General features: G+C 60.9%; 14 protein-coding genes. 7 read left to right on the top strand and 7 right to left on the bottom strand.

Going from position 1 to position 15657, the window contains the following annotated elements:
• Positions 1-19 precede the first annotated feature (19 nt).
• From fhuB to CUJ84_RS36095, 3 genes are read right to left on the bottom strand one after another with little or no spacing between them, the layout of a single operon-like run.
• Positions 20-1990 carry a Fe(3+)-hydroxamate ABC transporter permease FhuB gene (gene fhuB, locus CUJ84_RS36105; protein ID WP_199788899.1) on the bottom strand — a complete coding sequence of 657 codons (1971 nt, stop codon included), beginning with the start codon at positions 1988-1990 and terminating at the stop codon, positions 20-22.
• Positions 1990-2868, bottom strand: coding sequence for an iron-siderophore ABC transporter substrate-binding protein (locus tag CUJ84_RS36100; protein WP_105010217.1), 879 nt, complete (start codon positions 2866-2868; stop codon positions 1990-1992). Before CUJ84_RS36100 ends, fhuB begins: the two co-directional genes overlap by 1 nt.
• Before the next feature lie 13 nt (positions 2869-2881).
• Positions 2882-3688, bottom strand: coding sequence for an ATP-binding cassette domain-containing protein (locus tag CUJ84_RS36095; RefSeq protein ID WP_105010216.1), 807 nt, complete (start codon positions 3686-3688; stop codon positions 2882-2884).
• A gap of 310 nt (positions 3689-3998) precedes the next feature.
• Here CUJ84_RS36095 and CUJ84_RS36090 point away from each other — a divergent pair, with 310 nt between their 5' ends.
• Together CUJ84_RS36090 and CUJ84_RS36085 are read left to right on the top strand one after the other, a co-directional pair.
• Positions 3999-4616: an outer membrane protein gene (locus CUJ84_RS36090; protein ID WP_105010215.1), complete on the top strand. Its 618-nt coding sequence runs from the start codon at positions 3999-4001 to the stop codon at positions 4614-4616.
• Positions 4617-4865: 249 nt separating this feature from the next.
• Positions 4866-5777 (top strand): acetamidase/formamidase family protein, encoded by a 912-nt coding sequence (locus tag CUJ84_RS36085; protein WP_105010214.1) that lies wholly within the window; start codon positions 4866-4868, stop codon positions 5775-5777.
• A gap of 57 nt (positions 5778-5834) precedes the next feature.
• Here the strand turns inward: CUJ84_RS36085 and CUJ84_RS36080 are convergent, their stop codons facing one another.
• The 4 genes from CUJ84_RS36080 to CUJ84_RS36065 form a co-directional block, all read right to left on the bottom strand.
• Positions 5835-6716 (bottom strand): NAD(P)H-binding protein, encoded by an 882-nt coding sequence (locus tag CUJ84_RS36080; protein WP_105010213.1) that lies wholly within the window; start codon positions 6714-6716, stop codon positions 5835-5837.
• A 94-nt stretch (positions 6717-6810) separates the two neighbouring features.
• The gene (locus CUJ84_RS36075; protein WP_105010212.1) at positions 6811-7668 is read right to left on the bottom strand and encodes a helix-turn-helix transcriptional regulator; all 858 of its coding nucleotides are present in this window, start codon (positions 7666-7668) and stop codon (positions 6811-6813) included.
• A 91-nt stretch (positions 7669-7759) separates the two neighbouring features.
• The gene (locus CUJ84_RS36070; RefSeq protein ID WP_105010211.1) at positions 7760-8662 is read right to left on the bottom strand and encodes a proline iminopeptidase-family hydrolase; all 903 of its coding nucleotides are present in this window, start codon (positions 8660-8662) and stop codon (positions 7760-7762) included.
• Between the two features lie 64 nt (positions 8663-8726).
• Complete coding sequence (locus CUJ84_RS36065) at positions 8727-9539, bottom strand: helix-turn-helix transcriptional regulator (protein ID WP_196237587.1); 813 nt, start codon at positions 9537-9539, stop codon at positions 8727-8729.
• Between the two features lie 129 nt (positions 9540-9668).
• Between CUJ84_RS36065 and CUJ84_RS36060 the strand changes: the two genes are divergently transcribed.
• From CUJ84_RS36060 to CUJ84_RS36040, 5 genes are read left to right on the top strand one after another with little or no spacing between them, the layout of a single operon-like run.
• On the top strand, positions 9669-10559 hold the full coding sequence (locus CUJ84_RS36060) for a proline iminopeptidase-family hydrolase (protein ID WP_027687238.1): 891 nt from the start codon (positions 9669-9671) through the stop codon (positions 10557-10559).
• A gap of 51 nt (positions 10560-10610) precedes the next feature.
• Positions 10611-11549, top strand: a complete 939-nt coding sequence (locus tag CUJ84_RS36055; protein WP_105010210.1) for an ABC transporter permease — start codon at positions 10611-10613, stop codon at positions 11547-11549.
• Positions 11546-12397 carry an ABC transporter permease gene (locus tag CUJ84_RS36050; protein WP_105010209.1) on the top strand — a complete coding sequence of 284 codons (852 nt, stop codon included), beginning with the start codon at positions 11546-11548 and terminating at the stop codon, positions 12395-12397. Before CUJ84_RS36055 ends, CUJ84_RS36050 begins: the two co-directional genes overlap by 4 nt.
• Complete coding sequence (locus CUJ84_RS36045; RefSeq protein ID WP_105010208.1) at positions 12394-14103, top strand: dipeptide ABC transporter ATP-binding protein; 1710 nt, start codon at positions 12394-12396, stop codon at positions 14101-14103. Before CUJ84_RS36050 ends, CUJ84_RS36045 begins: the two co-directional genes overlap by 4 nt.
• A gap of 19 nt (positions 14104-14122) precedes the next feature.
• Positions 14123-15637, top strand: a complete 1515-nt coding sequence (locus tag CUJ84_RS36040) for an ABC transporter substrate-binding protein (protein ID WP_027687242.1) — start codon at positions 14123-14125, stop codon at positions 15635-15637.
• The last annotated feature ends 20 nt before the right edge of the window (positions 15638-15657 follow it).

Here is a 15657-nt window from a genome sequence, read left to right as displayed (position 1 = left end):
GGTGTTGCGTAGGCAACCCTCAGCCGACAGCGCGCTTCCGCATCAACAGCATCAAGAACGGTGCGCCGATGAGTGCGGAAACAAGACCGGCCGGAATCTGGTAGGGCGATACGATCGTGCGGCCGACGAAATCGGCAGCAACCATAAGCCCCCCTCCGATCAGAGCGGCACCAACCATTTGCGGCAGCGCGCGTGCCAATCCCGCCTCCCGCGCAAGGTGAGGTCCCATGAGGCCAATGAATGACAATGGGCCAACCGTCAGCGTCGCGGCAGCCGTCAGCAATCCTGCGAGGCCAAAAAGCGCAAATCGCGATTTCGCCAATGGTATACCGACCGCCGCCGAGGGAGACGGCCCAAGGGGAAGTATGTCAAGCCAGCGGCGTACGGCGAGCGAGACGGCAATCAGCACGGCGCCGAGCGCCACCTCCGTTGCGGCGGTCGACCCCTCGATAAGATAGGTGGACCCGCTCATCCACCGCATCAGCAGAACTGCTCTCGGATCTCCCGTCGAGCTCAACACGCCGACGACGGCATCGACCATCGCGCTTAGGGCAATGCCCGCAAGCAGGACTCGCTCCGGAGCGAACGCGGATCGCCGGGAGCTGGCGAAGATGACGACAAGCACACTGATCGCACCTGCCACGGCAAATGCAAATTGACCGGAAAACCCTGGAGCGACGGCAAAGAGGGCAATCGCAACGCCGAAGGTCGCACCGGCACTGATTCCTAGAACTTCGGGACTTGCCATTTCGTTTCCGGTCAGCCGCTGAAGGATCGAGCCCGCGACCGCAAGCATCGCGCCCGATGTCAGGGCGGCGAGGATTTTCGGTATCCTGATCGCAAGGACATCGTACGAGAATTCGCCTGATGTAAAAGCCCAGCTGCCATTGACGTCACGTCCGAAAAAAACGCTAACCATCAACAGCGCGAGCAGGCCGGCAGCCGCGATGATAACAGGTGCGGTTCCATCCCACCGGCGTGACCGTCTGAATGCCGGCGATTGCTGTAATCTATGACGGATCTTCAGCCGAGGCAGGAGCGCGAGAAGCAGCGGCGAACCGAAGATGGCTGTTACCGCCCCCGTCGGCAAAAAATCGCCAAGCCCGCCTGCGACGAGTTGCAGAACGGAGTCGGCGAAAAGAAGCAGCCCGGCGCCGATCAGGGGTGACCAGAAGATGAGCTGTGCTGGACGCCGTGCTCCGGACAATCGCGCAATCGTCGGCGCGACCAATCCAATGAAACCAATGACCCCAACGGCACTCGTGACAAATGCAGCAAGTGCGACAGCCAGCGCCACGACAACGAAACGCAGGCGGAGCAATCGGACGCCGAGTGCCGTGGAACTGCTCTCGCCAAGATCGAGCAGCGAAAGCGGTCGGATCACGAAAGTGCAGACGATGGCGACTATGCCCAACTTCCAAAGAAGCGATAAGGGAATGACCCAGCTTTGCTGTGCCAGCGAGCCGGCGCCCCAGATGAACAGGCTCGAGAGGTAGCGCTGGTTCAAATAGGTCAGGATGGCAGAGAGGCCGCCACACCATAGACTGAGAACCAGCCCCGACAGAACAAGTGAATAAGGCGAAAAACCGCGGCGCGCCCCAAGGCTGACGACGATCACAGCCGCGGTCGCGCTGCCGATCAGAGCGACAAGATCACGGCCGGCGCCCAGCAGGTCCGGGAGAAACAGAGATGTCACCACCAGCGCCAGGTTTGCGCCGGCCGACACGCCGAGGGTGGTGGGATCGGCGAGCGGATTTCGCAAAACTTGCTGAAACAGCGCACCAGACAATGCAAGCGCGGCTCCGGCAATGAGCGCCGTCGCAAGACGGGGAAGCGTCGAATAGTACAACACCATTCGCGTGACATCGTAGTCCCCTTGAGCCATTTCAGACAGCGCAGGAGCGGCAAGAAACCACGATGCCACGCCTCCACCGCAAATCAGGAGGAGGAAGACAACGGCTGGCCCGATATTGTCGCGACGGGATATTATCATGCCTCTTTTTCCAGAAGATCTGTCAAAAGGCTCGCGAAGCGCATGGCCTCGTTCACCATGCCAAACATCAGGGCTGGCGGCAGAATCGACAGATGGCCTGGACGTGCAAACGCAAGCCTGTTCCACAGAGGGCTCTGAGCGAGCTTCGGAAGAACGTCCGGAGGAACAGGGTCAAAGGCGATCAGACGTGCGTCCGGATCGGTGATCTTGGAGAGATCTTCAATCCCGATCGTTTCAAAACCCCAGTAATTCGACTCTCTGGACCAGGCGTTCCGGACACCGATGCGCTCGAGCACATTGTGGAACAGCCCAGGACTCGAATAGATGCGGACATGGCGGGCATCCATGAAATTCACGAGAGCGACTGGCGGCAGGTTCTTGCCTGCCAGCCGGCTGCGGCATCGCTCGAAGAAGGCATCGGCTCGCGCAAGGAACTGCTCTGCTTCATTCTCGCGACCAAGCTCACCAGCCAATCTGCGCGTCGCCGCGATGGCAGCGGGAAGGATAGATCCAATGCCCGGCGTAAAGACTTCCAGCCGAACGACTTTCGCCACCGACTGTAGCTTGGGCAGCAGCTCATCCAGGTAAGGTGTGGTCAAGATAATGTCGGGCTTCAGCGTGACGAGAATTTCAAAATTGACCTCGAACGAACTGCCAATATCGACGACGGATTTTGGCATCGGCGGCTCGACAACCCATCTGTCCCAATCGGCGAGGTCCGAGATCCCGACGGGAGGCAATCCCAGGGATAAAAGAGTGGACGCAAGGCCATAGTCGAGGCTGACGATCCTTGGGCCAATCGACTGCGCAAACAGCGGAGCGGGAACGACCGAGACCGCCGCAAACTGCAAAAAGGAGCGCCGCGTAACACCCATTGCACGATTAGCCTCAGCAAACATAAGCGAGCGGATAAGGCAGGTTGGGCGCCGAGATCACGTCCATATCGATCCCATAGATCTCTTGCAGCGTGTTTGGCGCAAGGATCGCGCTCGGCGTTCCGCTCGCAACAACGCGACCGCGTTTCAATGCATGGATCCGATCGCAGAAGCGAGCGGCCATGTTGATGTCGTGGAGAACGATGACGACACTGCTTCCAACCTCGTGCGCCAGGCGTCGCACAAGGGAGAGCACCTCAATCTGATGAGCAACATCGAGTGCCGCAGTCGGTTCGTCGAGCAACAGGCACCGGGCATCCTGAGCGATCAGCATCGCGATCCAGGCACGTTGCCGCTCACCGCCTGACAGTGTTCCGACGATACGGTCGGCGAACTTCTCGATATGCGTTGCTCGGAGGGCTTCCTCGACTTTCCCTTCATCGTTCTTGGTGAAGCGGCCAAGCGCCCCGTGCCACGGATAGCGACCGCATCCCACAAGCTCGCGGACCGTCATGTCCGATCCGGTCGTGACATCCTGGGGCAGATATGCGACCGAACGAGCAAAGACGCGTTCGCTATACATCCTAAGATCCCGGTTGCCGTAAAAAATCGATCCGGCGCTCGGCACGAGCTGGCGAGCCAACATCTTGAGAAGACTGGATTTGCCGGAGCCGTTGTGGCCGACCAGTGCCACAACTTCTCCTGCCGGAAATTTAAGACTTACGTCGCGGAGAATCTCGTTCCCCTCTATCGAAAGACCTATATTTTCGGCGACAAAAGTTTCAGCCGTTCGAGGCGGATCTTGCGTCGGGGGGAGCATAGCCACGTGACATCCTTTAACCGGGTGATAGCTCGGTACTAAAGATGAGACTAGCAATCAACTATTTTCGTCGCTTCAATATCGCTGCCTGGCGACTCGGCATCCTCATGCGGGAGGCAGGCCTTTCGGCCACCTGGTCAGGTTGACTTTTCCAAGTGCAACGCGCCGTCTCCAGGACGCCCAAGGTCGCAACATATCTCAACAATAAAGTGCAAACCGCAATACCGAACCGCAGCATAATGCATCGGTCCCAGCCGACTTGCCGGTTTGCTGAAGCCTTCTCCAATCATCGAAATGACGAGGCACTTTAATGTACACAAAGATAATCGCGCTGGCCGCCGTGGCTTTCTCGGCGGTGCCGGCCTTTGCCGCCGATGCCGTGGTTCAGGATCCTGCTTACGTTCAACAGGGACAGACCCAGTCGGCCTTCGACTGGTCGGGATTTTATCTCGGGCTTCAAGGCGGATACACCTCGACACATGCGAGCTACCTCAACGGTTCCGAGCAGGATCTGGATGGAGGTTCGACGGGTATCTACGGCGGATATAATTTTCAGCACGGCCCATTCATCTTCGGTATCGAGAATGACTTCAACTACAACTGGAAGGATGGGAGCAACGTTTCCCTCAAATGGAATGGCTCGGCGCGTGGCCGCGTGGGATATGCCTTGGACCGTACGCTGATCTACGGAACCGGGGGGTTGGCGGCCGCGGGTGGAGAAGTCGACGTGTCTGGAATTGGCAAGAAGGACGACATTCTGATTGGCTGGACCGCCGGTGGAGGTGTGGAGCGCGCCCTGACCGACAATATTATGATGCGCGCTGAATATCGTTATGACGACTTCGGACGCAAGGATTTCGGCTCGGCGCTCGGCGATTTCGAGGTTAATCAGCAAAAGGTAACAATCGGCACCAGCTTCAAATTCTGAACGTCGATCTGATCACGCCTCGACGTCGGTCGAGGCGTGATCATCCGCGAATCTTGCCCGGCGTGCACAAAGATGAGTTGATTTTGACAGCCTGCCCATCGGCCGCCGGAATTGCGGCCGAACCCTATGTTACGGGTGATACTGTGGATATTGGCATTGCAGGCAATCTCTGATCTAGTCTCGAACTCTCTCCGCCGGGCAGTTCAGCCGCAGGCTCATGATATTCGAACGAGCGAGAGCCATGTTCTCATGACCACTCACCGCTTCATTCCGACGAGCTTTCACAATGTCATCGGCTCTCTTCCGCCGGCCCTGCACATCGCCGACGGCGACATCGTGGTCACTGAGACGCTCGACGCCGTCGGGTATGACAAGGACGGCGTCAAGCAGACATCCGGCCCCAATCCGATGAACGGCCCGATCTTCGTGGAAGGTGCTGAACCCGGAGATGCGTTGAAGGTCGAGATCATCAGCATGGTCCCGACGAGGGACACGGGCTTTACCCGCAGCGTCGTCGCCGCCAATGTCGTCGATCCCGAGACGGTTCGTGACCTGCCGGCGCGCGATATGGCCGTCTGGGTCATCGACCGTGAGGCATTGACCGTGCGGCTTTCCGAGCCGGTCGGCGGCCTCGAAAATTTCATTCTGCCCCTCGCCCCGATGATCGGCTGTTTCGGCGTGGCGCCCAGCCTCGGCCAGGCGATATCGACCGCGACCAGCGGCGAATATGGCGGCAACATGGACTATCGGCTGTTTGGCCCCGGCACCACCGTCCGCTTCCCGGTATCGGCTCCCGGCGCCCTGTTCTTTCTCGGCGACTGTCATGCCGTGCAAGGGGATGGCGAGATCGTCGGAACCGGCGTCGAGACGACGTTCGAAGTCACGGTGCGGCTGAGGGTGGAAAAGAAGGGCGGACTGATCTGGCCGCGCGGGGAAACCGCCGAAGACATCTTCACCATCGGCAACGCCCGGCCACTCGATCAGGCGCTCCAGCATGCGACCAGCGAAATGCTGAATTGGCTGGCATCGGATTACGGCCTGGACAGGACGGCGGCCAGCCATCTGCTCGGCCAGGTGGTGCGCTATGACGTCGGTAACGTCTTCGATCCGGCCTATACGATGTCTTGCCGTGTCGCCAAGAAATGGCTGGTTCGCCGATAGAGACTCTGTCGTCGCGCAATGCGCTTGGGCGGAGCGTCACGAGGCGCCCTGCCGGACTTAAGGACGAAATCGCTCAAGGGCAGCGGAAATATCGGTGCGGCCACGGCGGATTTCGCCGACGCCAGCTTCGGCTTCGATCAAGCCTTTGTTGTGCGCATCGCCGAGCCTGACGATCAGATCGGCGTAACTTTCCGAAAGTCCTGCGCGCATCAGCGTTGCCAGCCAATCGGCGCGCGGCAGTTCGCGTGCGACAACGCTCCGCGCGAGCAGCTGACTTAGAGCTGCCGCAACGTCGAGCGATGTGTATTCGCGTGGCCCCTCGCCATGGATGATCCGCGGCGAAGGGCCATGATCCTCGTCGGTCAGCAGAAGGTCTGCGGCCATATCGCCGATATCGGCGGCTGAGACGGTCGGGAAAGGTCGCGACAGCGGTAGGTGCGTGCTCGGCATCACGCCGGTCTCACCGGCGATCTTCAGGTAGCGTGCCCAGTTTTCCATATGTTCGGCCGAACGCAGAAAGACCATCCTGGGGCTGCACTGCCGGAACCGCTCCTCCATCGCACGGAACAGGCTGGTAACGCCGGTATCAATCGTGAGATGTGCGCCGTAATCCGAGATCGCCAGGACCCGCGGCGGCCGGGCGGCATCGATCGCCTCCGCCATCCGCGCGATCGACTGCAGCATGTGGCGGCTAGCATCGGCGGTGCGAGGGTCGATCGGGCAGATGAGCTGTACAGCCGTCGCATCTCTCATCGCGACGGCCATGGCATCGGCATCGCCGACCTCGGCCATGGCGATCTCGCATCCGAGCGCCGCAAGGGGTGCAGCCTTGGCGGGACTACGGAGCACCGCCCTGACGGGAGAGCCCTCGGCTCGAAGCCTTGTTATCGTTGCCTTGCCGACCTTGCCGGTGGCGCCGAAGATCACAAACATGATCATTCCTTCCTCTGTTCGCAGTCGAAGGAAGATGTACTGCCGCCAGGGGCATTGCCTGCGCATTCAGCCGATCCGTTGCAGGATCGGCCATTTTTCGTCAATTACGCAGGCGGGCGATGGTGCCGGGGCTGACGCCGACCAGCCGCTTCATGCTGTTTGCCATATGGCTTTGATGCGCGAAGCCTGCTTCCAGCGCGATCTGGCTCAGCGGCAGGCTGGAGCTCCGGATCAGTGCCTCGGCACGCGAGATCCGGCGGTGCATCACATACTGATGCGGCGGCATGCCGAAACTGTTTCGAAACTGCGTCTTCAGGTGCGAGAGGCTCAGTCCGGCAAGACCTGCCAGTTCTGCAAGCGAAAGCGACGTGTCGAGATTATCCTCGATGTAGTCGGCAAGCATCCGCTTCTGACGGGGCGAGAGCGCTCTGCCGCTACCCACTGGGCGAGAGCTGCCGCTGCCCGCCTCGACCAGACGGAGCGCCAAGGCTGTCGCCAGCGTATCGGCATAGAGATTGTCGGACGGCACATCCGCCTCGAGTTCCGCTTTCAAGGCCCAGACGATTGCCTCGAGCCGCGGATCGCGGAGTTGAAATTGCGGCACGATCGCCTCCGCGGGATCGCGGCCGAGATCGATCGCAGCCCGATGGAAAAGATCCTTGCTGATCTTCAGCCGCAGGATCATGCATTCGCGGTCGTCCTCCCAGACGCCATCAAGGCCGGCTGGCACCACGTCGATATCGCCATGCTTCTGCAGTCGGCGATGCTCCCGCCCGTCACAGCGGCATTTCGCCCGCACCGGCCGGCCGACATGGATTCCGAGGCGATGATAGGGCGTGCCTGAAATATGCGTGCGGCCGGGCGGAATGCGCAAAAGCTCGGCCTCCAGACCGCGCCAGGCACGGCCCCTGCTCGTTGCGAGGATTGTCGCGCTTTCTGTTTGCGGATGATCGTTCATCGGTCCGTTCCATTCGCTCTTGAATGGGACGGAGACTATCGCAAGCGCCACTGCCGCGGCAAGAAACGGTGTAGCCGGCGCACGCGCTTCCTCAATCGTGCCGTGCCAGGAAACCGGAAACGGTCGCCAGGCAAAGCTGCTTTTCCTCGACATGCGGCATGTGGCTGGAATTTTCGAAGAGCACCCATTCGCAGCCCGGAACGCGTTCGAGATAAGGCCTTACCACCAAGGGTGTCGCCTCGTCGTATTTTCCCGAGATCAGCAGCGTCGGGGCTTCGATGCGGTCGAGCCTGTTCTCGATCGTCCAGTCCTTCATCGTACCGATGACGTGAAATTCCGTCGGGCCGTTCATGTTGCGGTAGACCGTGTTGTCTTCGTCCATGATCGCGAAGGTCCGCGCCACTTCAGGCGGCCACGGCACCACCCGGCAGACATGGCGGTCATAGAAGACGCGCGAGGCGGCGATATATTCCGGATCGGTGAGGCTTCCCGCCAGTTCATGCTTCAGCAGCGTGTCCTGCACCTCTTTCGGCAGTTCCTGCCTTAGCCGGTTCGCCTCCGAAACCCAGGTGCGCATGTTGGCCGGCGAGTTGGCGATAACAAGTGCCTTCAGGCCTTGCGGCCGACGCACCGCATGTTCGGCACCAAGCATGCCGCCCCAGGACTGGCCGAGGAAGGCGTAACGATGCTGAATGCCGAGATGGGAAAGCAGCGCGTCCAGCTCCTCGAGAAACAGGCTGACCGTCCAGAAATCCGGGCCCTTTTCCGGAAGGCGGGTGGAGTTGCCATTGCCGAGCTGGTCGTAATGGATGACCGGACGGCCGTCGAGGGCGGCGATATCCTTAAAGGAATCGACATAATCATGGGTGCAGCCAGGCCCGCCATGGGCGACGACGAGAGGCAGCTTGCCGCTCTCCAGCGAACCGGTGATGCGATACCAGGTGTGATAGTCGCGAAAGGGTAGATAGGCTTCTTTGGTCGTGACTTCGCCCACCGGTGTCTCCATCTCTTAGCAGTGATGAAAAAGCATAACGCGGCGGCAACGGTGAAGGCAGCTATCACAAGTTATAGGGTGGCCAATTATGGGTCGGCCGGTCTTCGAGCAGGCGGTAATGGGTGGCGCGAACCACGGCCTGGGTGCGGTTGCGGGCGCCGAGTTTCTTTGCCGCGGCGTTCAAGTGCATCACGACAGTCGGCACGGAACGGTCGATGATGCGGGAAATTTCCTTGGCGGAGTAACCTTCCGCCGAATGGCGCAGGCATTCACGTTCCCGCTCGGTCAGGCGGATCGTGCCGACGCTTTTCGCACGCGTGTCGAAAAGCGAATAGGCGGTCTCATGGAAAACATGGGCAAGCAGGTTGAAATCGGCGATATAGCGTAGCGCGTGCCGTTCGAAATCTTTGTTCCGGCCGAAGCGGATGCCGGTGACGGTCGCATAGTCGCCGCGTGGCATATGAACCGGAACGGTGACGCCAGTCGACATATCACGCTCGCTCAAATAGCGCGTCACCGGCGCCGTGTCGTCGTTCATGAAACGGTTGATCAGCGTGTCGGCGTTCGGATCATAGTTCCAGAAGAAGGGTGCGGAGGTGCGTAGCGCCACCTGCTGCACCGGATCGATACGGAAATAGCCGCGATTGAACCAGTAGTCGTGCATGTCGTCTGAGATATTCCGCAGCTTCAGCAGCGATGGTATCATGATCGCGCCGTCGAGATCGTAAGGCACCGGCGTATAATCGTAGATCAGCGCCTCGAAACCGATCTGCTTCATCGCCTCGAAGGCCTGGTCGATCCGGCCGTCCAGCGTTTCGTGCGCTGTGAACTGCCGTCTGATCGTTCCAATGTCGTCAAGAATGGGGTCGTCAAGCATGGGCTGCTCCCGGGTTCGGCATTGCGGCCCACCCTATCACTTCTTATAGCTGGCACTGAATGCGGTTTAAGATAAAAATTTAGCCGTGCCCAAATATTGAGCAAGCGAAATCTTCTGCCGGAGCGATCAATGTGGCGTGAAATACGGCCGGACGAGCGATTCGAGATCGATGTCGATGGCTATCGCGTCGTTGCCTATAGTTTCGGGACCGGCAGCGAGACGGTTTTCTGCCTGAACGGCGGGCCGGGTCTGCCCTGCGATTACCTGCGCGAGGCGCATTCCTGTCTCATCGACAAGGGCTATCGCGTCGTCGCCTTCGACCAACTCGGCACCGGCGCCTCCGACCGGCCGGACGATCTCACGCTCTGGACGATCGGCCGTTATGTCGAGGAGACGGAGACGGTGCGCAAGGCGCTGGGGCTCGGCAAGGTCCACATGCTCGGCCATTCCTGGGGTGGGTGGCTGGCGATCGATTACGCACTGACCTATCCCGAAAACCTCAAGACGCTGATCCTCGAGGATACCGTCGCCGACATGCCGCATCTGATCTCGGAACTGGAACGGCTGCGCGCTGCGCTCGGTCCCGAAACCGTGTCGATGATGCAGAAGCACGAGGCGCAGGGCACCTACAATCATCCGGAATATCTCGCTGCCGTCACCATCCTCAACTACCGCCATGTTTGCCGTCTGCCGGAATGGCCGGCGCCGGTGCGCCGCTCGCTCGACGATTGGAACATGGCGCCCTACGAGACGATGCAAGGGCCGAACGAGTTTCTCTATATCGGCAACCTCAAGGACTGGAACCGCATCGCCGATCTGCCGCGGCTGACGCTGCCGGTGCTCATCACGACGGGAGAGCATGACGAGTTGACGCCGGCCTGTGCGCTCAGGATGAAGCTTGCGCTGCCGAATGCCGAGCTCAAGGTATTTGCCAATGCCAGCCATATGCCGTTCTATGAGAACCCGCAGGACTATTATCCGGCGCTTCTCGATTTTCTCGACCGGCACGAGGCAGGCTGATGCAAGAGGGAGCGGACCGAACCCGACGAAGACAAAGGGGCGATCGCCGTCATGCATCGCTATAAATTCGTTCTGACGCGACCGCTGCAGTTCCTGCCCGTCATTTTCGGCATCAGCGTCATCACTTTCATTCTGGTCCGGCTGATCCCCGGCGATCCGGCGCGCAACATCCTCGGCACACGCGCGACGCCGGCGGCCCTTGCCAGCATTCGCGCACAGTACGGCCTCGACCAGCCGATGTGGCTGCAATATGTCTATTTCCTCAAGAACCTCGCCAATGGCGAGATGGGCAAGTCGATCCTTTACAAGATTGACGTGCTGAAGCTGATCGTCACCCGTATCGAGCCGACACTCGCGCTCGTCGTCTCCAGTGTCGTGCTTTCGGTCCTGATCGCAGTGCCGATGGCGGCGATTGCCGCCCGCAATGCCGGCCGGGCGCCGGACCATGTGGTGCGCATTGTCTCGACCTTCGGTATCGGCTTTCCGCCCTTCTGGCTGGGGTTGATGCTGATCATCCTCTTCAGCGTCGAACTCGGTGTGCTGCCGGTCTCGGGCTATGGTGCGACGATCGGCGAAAAGCTGTCGCATCTCGTGCTGCCGAGCCTGACGGTCGCACTGTCGCTTTCGACCGTGCTGACGCGCAGCCTACGGGCGGCGATGATCGAGCAACTGAAATCGGATGTCGCGACGGCGGCGCGCGCCCGCGGCATGCCCGAGGGCATCGTCTTCTGGCGGCATGTGCTGCCGAATTCGCTGGTGCCGACGATCAACCTGCTCGCCGTCAATATCGGCTGGCTGATCGGCGGTACGGTGGTGGTCGAGAGCGTCTTTGCACTGCCCGGCATGGGGCAGCTGCTCGTCAGGGCGATCTTCTCGCGCGACTACATGGTGGTCCAGGGCGTGGCCATGGTCTTTGCCTGCGCCACCGTGCTCATCAACTTCATCGCCGACATCGTCACCGTCGCCGTCGATCCGAGGGTGAAGCTATGAGCATCGAGGCGATTGCCCCCGCATCTCTCGGCTGGCGCCGGTTCTTCGGCCGGCGGCTGATGCTTGCCGTCGGTGCCGGTCTGCTGCTGTTCTTCGTCCTGCTGGCGATCGGTGCGCCCATCATCGCGCCCTACGACCCGATCATGCAGAACGCCGAGGTGCGCCTGCAGGCGCCTTCGCTGTTGCACCCCTTCGGCACCGACAATTTCGGCCGCGATATCCTCTCCCGCGTTATCTGGGGCGCGCGCCTCGACCTGCAGATGGCGCTGATCGGCGTCATCTTCCCCTTCGTGATCGGCACGACAGTCGGCACGATCGCCGGCTTTTTCGGCGGCATCGTCGATGCGCTGTTCATGCGCCTCGTCGATATCATCCTCGCCTTCCCCTTCCTCGTGCTGATGCTGTCGATCATCGCGATCCTCGGCCCGGGTCTTGGCAGTTTCTATATCGCCATGGCGCTTGTCGGCTGGGTCTCCTATGCGCGGCTGATCCGGGCGCAGATGCTGGTGCTGAAAGGCAGCGACTATGCCGTTGCCGCCGTCAGCCTCGGCTTCAGCCGCCCGCGCATCATGTTCCGCCACCTGTTGCCGAACGCGATCGCCGGCTCGATCGTCTTTTCGATGTCCGATGCGACACTGGTGTTGCTTAGCGGCGCTGCCGTCAGCTATCTCGGCCTCGGCGTCCAGCCGCCGATCGCCGAATGGGGTGTCATGGTCGCGGAAGGACAGAGCTTTATCACCACCGCATGGTGGATCACGCTGTTTCCCGGCCTCTCCATCGTCTGCCTCGCCTTCGGCTTCAGCATGCTGGGCGACGCGCTCGGCGAACTGCTGGGGGTGCACGAATGAGCGGATCCGTGCTGTCCGTCCGTGATCTCACAGTCAGGGCGCATGTCGATTCCGGCCCGCGAACGCTGCTCGATGCGGTCTCGCTCGACCTCGGCAAGGGCGAGATCCTCGGTCTCGTCGGTGAGAGCGGCTCGGGCAAGAGCCTGTTCTGCCGTTCCCTGGTGCGCCTGCTGCCCTCCTCGCTGCTGAAGATCGAAAGCGGTAGCGTGCTGCTCGAAGGGCGCGACCTCATGCGGGTCGACGATGGCGAGATGCTGAAAGTGCGTGGCGGCGAGATCGGCATGATCTTCCAGAACCCGACCAGCCATCTCGACCCGGTAATGCGGATCGGCGATCAGATCGCCGAGGGCATCCGCTACCATCAGGGCCTCGGCACCCGCGAGGCCCGCGCCGCGGCGACGGAAATCCTGGCGCAGGTCGGCTTCCCCGATCCCGTGCGCCAGTACGATAGCTATCCGCACGAATTTTCCGGCGGCATGCGGCAGCGGGCGATGATCGGCGTGGCGCTGTCCTGCAATCCGAAAATCCTGATCGCCGACGAGCCGACGACGGCACTCGACGTGACCATCCAGGCGCAGATCCTGCGGCTGTTGATTGACATTCGCGATCGGCGCGGCCTGTCGATCATTCTGATCACCCACGATCTCGGTATCGTCGCCCAGACCTGCGACCGCATCGCCGTGCTGCGCGGCGGCAAGCTGCTCGAAGAGGGGCCGAAGCGGACGATCCTGGCGCGGCCGCAGCATCCCTATACGATCAACCTGATCAACAGCCACCCTTCCATCTCAAGCGAGACGCCTGCGCCGCTGCTCGAGATTGCCGAGGCCAGCAAACCGGCGAGACCATTACTCGAAATCGACGATCTCCACGTGCGCTTCAGAGCTGGCGGCGCCCTGCTCAGGGGCGGTGCCAAGACGGTGAGCGCCGTTGCCGGCGTCAGCCTGCAGATCATGCCGGGCGAGACGGTCGGCATCGTCGGTGAATCCGGCAGCGGCAAGAGCACGCTTGCCCGCGCCGTGCTCGGCCTCACACCGCTTTCGTCGGGTCATGTTACCTTCGACGGCGTCGATCTGGCGCTGCAGAAAAGCGCGGGCCTGGCAAAGCTCAGGCGCGAGACGGCGATGGTTTTCCAGGACCCCTATAATGCGCTCAATCCGCGGCTGACGATCGGGCAGATGCTGGCCGAGGTGCTGAAGGTGCAGGGCAAGGTCGCCAAGGCCGATATTCCGGCGCGGATCGGCGAACTGCTTGATCTCGTCGGCCTCGAACGCGAATTCGCCGGCCGCAAGCCGCGCAGCATGAGCGGCGGCCAATGCCAGCGCGCCGGCATCGCCCGAGCCCTCGCCGTCGATCCAAAGATGATCATCGCCGACGAATGCGTGGCGGCCCTCGACGTCACCATCCAGGCGCAGATCATCGAACTCTTCCGCGAGCTCACGGCGAAGATGAACCTCACGCTGATCTTCATCGCCCATGATCTCGCAATCGTCCGCAATCTCTGTGAACGGGTCGTCGTGATGTATCGCGGCGAGATCGTCGAGGAAGGCCGCTCCGAAGAAGTCTTCGCGCGGCCGAAGCACCCCTATACGGCGGCGCTGATCGCCGCCATTCCCGACATCGATCCTGACAATCGGCTGCTTCAAGACGCCGACGGCAAGGACGATCCGCATTCGATGCCGATCCAGCCCATCAAACGCATGCCATAACAACGAAGGGAACGAACTCATGACAAACAGGTGGAAATCAATCGGGCTTGCAGCCTTGCTCGCTGGTCTGACGCTCAGTGCAAGCTATGCGGAGGCCGCCGGTGTACTCACCATCGGCCGCCGCGAGGATTCGACGACGTTCGATCCCATCAAGACCGCGCAGAACATCGACAACTGGGTGTTCTCCAACGTCTACGACGTGCTGATCCGCGTCGACAAGACAGGCACAAAACTGGAGCCGGGCCTTGCCGAAAGCTGGACCACCTCGGATGACGGGCTGACCTACACGTTCAAGATCCGCGACGCGAAATTTTCCGACGGTTCGCCGCTAACGGCGGAAGACGCGGCCTACAGCCTGCTGCGCATCCGCGATGACGCCGCCTCGCTCTGGAGCGATTCCTACAAGGTGATCGACACGGCGGTGGCGACCGACGCGCACACGCTGACGATCAAGCTCAAGAACCCGTCCGCGCCGTTCCTTTCGACGCTGGCGCTGCCCAATGCCTCCGTCATCTCCAAGAAGGGCATGGAATCGCTTGGCCCCGATGCCTATGGCGAAAAGCCGATCGCATCTGGCGCCTTCGTGGTCGAGGAATGGCGGCGCGGCGACCGCGTCATTCTCAAGAAGAACCCGAACTTCTGGCAGGCCGACCGCGTCAAGCTCGACGGCGTAGAGTGGATCTCGGTGCCTGACGACAACACCCGCATGCTGAACGTTCAGGCCGGCGAACTGGATACGGCGATCTTCGTTCCCTTTTCTCGCGTCGAGGAGCTGAAGAAGGACCCGAACCTCAACGTCGATATCGACGCTTCGACGCGCGAGGATCATCTTCTGATCAACCATGCGCATGGCGCGCTCGGCAAGAAGGAAGTCCGCCAGGCGCTGGATCTTGCGATCGACAAGAAGGCGATCGTCGATACCGTTACCTTCGGCCAGGGCACGGTCGCCAACTCCTACATTCCGAAGGGCGCGCTCTATTATTATGCCGACAATCTGCAGCGGCCTTACGATCCCGAAAAGGCAAAGGAGCTGCTGGCGGCTGCAGGCGCCTCGGACCTGACGCTGAATTACCTGGTCCGCGCCGGCGACGAAGTCGACGAACAGACGGCTGTGCTCGTCCAGCAGCAACTGCAGAAGGCCGGCATCACCGCCAATCTGCAGAAGGTCGACCCGAGCCAGGAATGGGACATGATCGTTGCCGGCGACTACGACGTCTCGGTTAACTACTGGACCAACGACATTCTCGATCCGGACCAGAAGACCACCTTCGTCCTCGGCCACGATTCCAACAACAACTACTCGACCAATTACAAGAGCGAGGCGGTGAAGGAACTGGTTGCCAAGGCGCGTCTTGAGCTCGACCCGAAGAAGCGCGAACAGATGTATGTCGATCTGCAGAAGATGGCCAAGGACGACGTCAACTGGATCGACCTCTATTACAGCCCCTATATCAACGTCTCACGCAAGAATATCGAGAACTTCTACCAGAACCCGCTCGGCCGATTCTTCCTGGAAGACACGGTCAAGAACTGAGTTCGGGCAGCCTGCAAACG

Origin of the sequence: Rhizobium leguminosarum, from assembly GCF_002953715.1 — a bacterium.
Taxonomy (GTDB): domain Bacteria; phylum Pseudomonadota; class Alphaproteobacteria; order Rhizobiales; family Rhizobiaceae; genus Rhizobium; species Rhizobium leguminosarum_V.
The sequence above is the reverse complement of the archived record's forward strand: the minus strand, read 5'-3'. Positions and strand labels throughout refer to the sequence as shown.

What these genes read in the sequence shown, in the direction of transcription:
- CUJ84_RS36100 (WP_105010217.1), bottom strand. Translation starts at nt 2,868, where the DNA reads ATGGGTGTTACGCGGCGCTCCTTTTTGCAGTTTGCGGCGGTCTCGGTC.
- CUJ84_RS36095 (WP_105010216.1), bottom strand. Translation starts at nt 3,688, where the DNA reads ATGCTCCCCCCGACGCAAGATCCGCCTCGAACGGCTGAAACTTTTGTC.
- CUJ84_RS36090 (WP_105010215.1), top strand. Translation starts at nt 3,999, where the DNA reads ATGTACACAAAGATAATCGCGCTGGCCGCCGTGGCTTTCTCGGCGGTG.
- CUJ84_RS36085 (WP_105010214.1), top strand. Translation starts at nt 4,866, where the DNA reads ATGACCACTCACCGCTTCATTCCGACGAGCTTTCACAATGTCATCGGC.
- CUJ84_RS36080 (WP_105010213.1), bottom strand. Translation starts at nt 6,716, where the DNA reads ATGATCATGTTTGTGATCTTCGGCGCCACCGGCAAGGTCGGCAAGGCA.
- CUJ84_RS36075 (WP_105010212.1), bottom strand. Translation starts at nt 7,668, where the DNA reads ATGAACGATCATCCGCAAACAGAAAGCGCGACAATCCTCGCAACGAGC.
- CUJ84_RS36065 (WP_196237587.1), bottom strand. Translation starts at nt 9,539, where the DNA reads ATGCTTGACGACCCCATTCTTGACGACATTGGAACGATCAGACGGCAG.
- CUJ84_RS36060 (WP_027687238.1), top strand. Translation starts at nt 9,669, where the DNA reads ATGTGGCGTGAAATACGGCCGGACGAGCGATTCGAGATCGATGTCGAT.
- CUJ84_RS36055 (WP_105010210.1), top strand. Translation starts at nt 10,611, where the DNA reads ATGCATCGCTATAAATTCGTTCTGACGCGACCGCTGCAGTTCCTGCCC.
- CUJ84_RS36050 (WP_105010209.1), top strand. Translation starts at nt 11,546, where the DNA reads ATGAGCATCGAGGCGATTGCCCCCGCATCTCTCGGCTGGCGCCGGTTC.
- CUJ84_RS36045 (WP_105010208.1), top strand. Translation starts at nt 12,394, where the DNA reads ATGAGCGGATCCGTGCTGTCCGTCCGTGATCTCACAGTCAGGGCGCAT.
- CUJ84_RS36040 (WP_027687242.1), top strand. Translation starts at nt 14,123, where the DNA reads ATGACAAACAGGTGGAAATCAATCGGGCTTGCAGCCTTGCTCGCTGGT.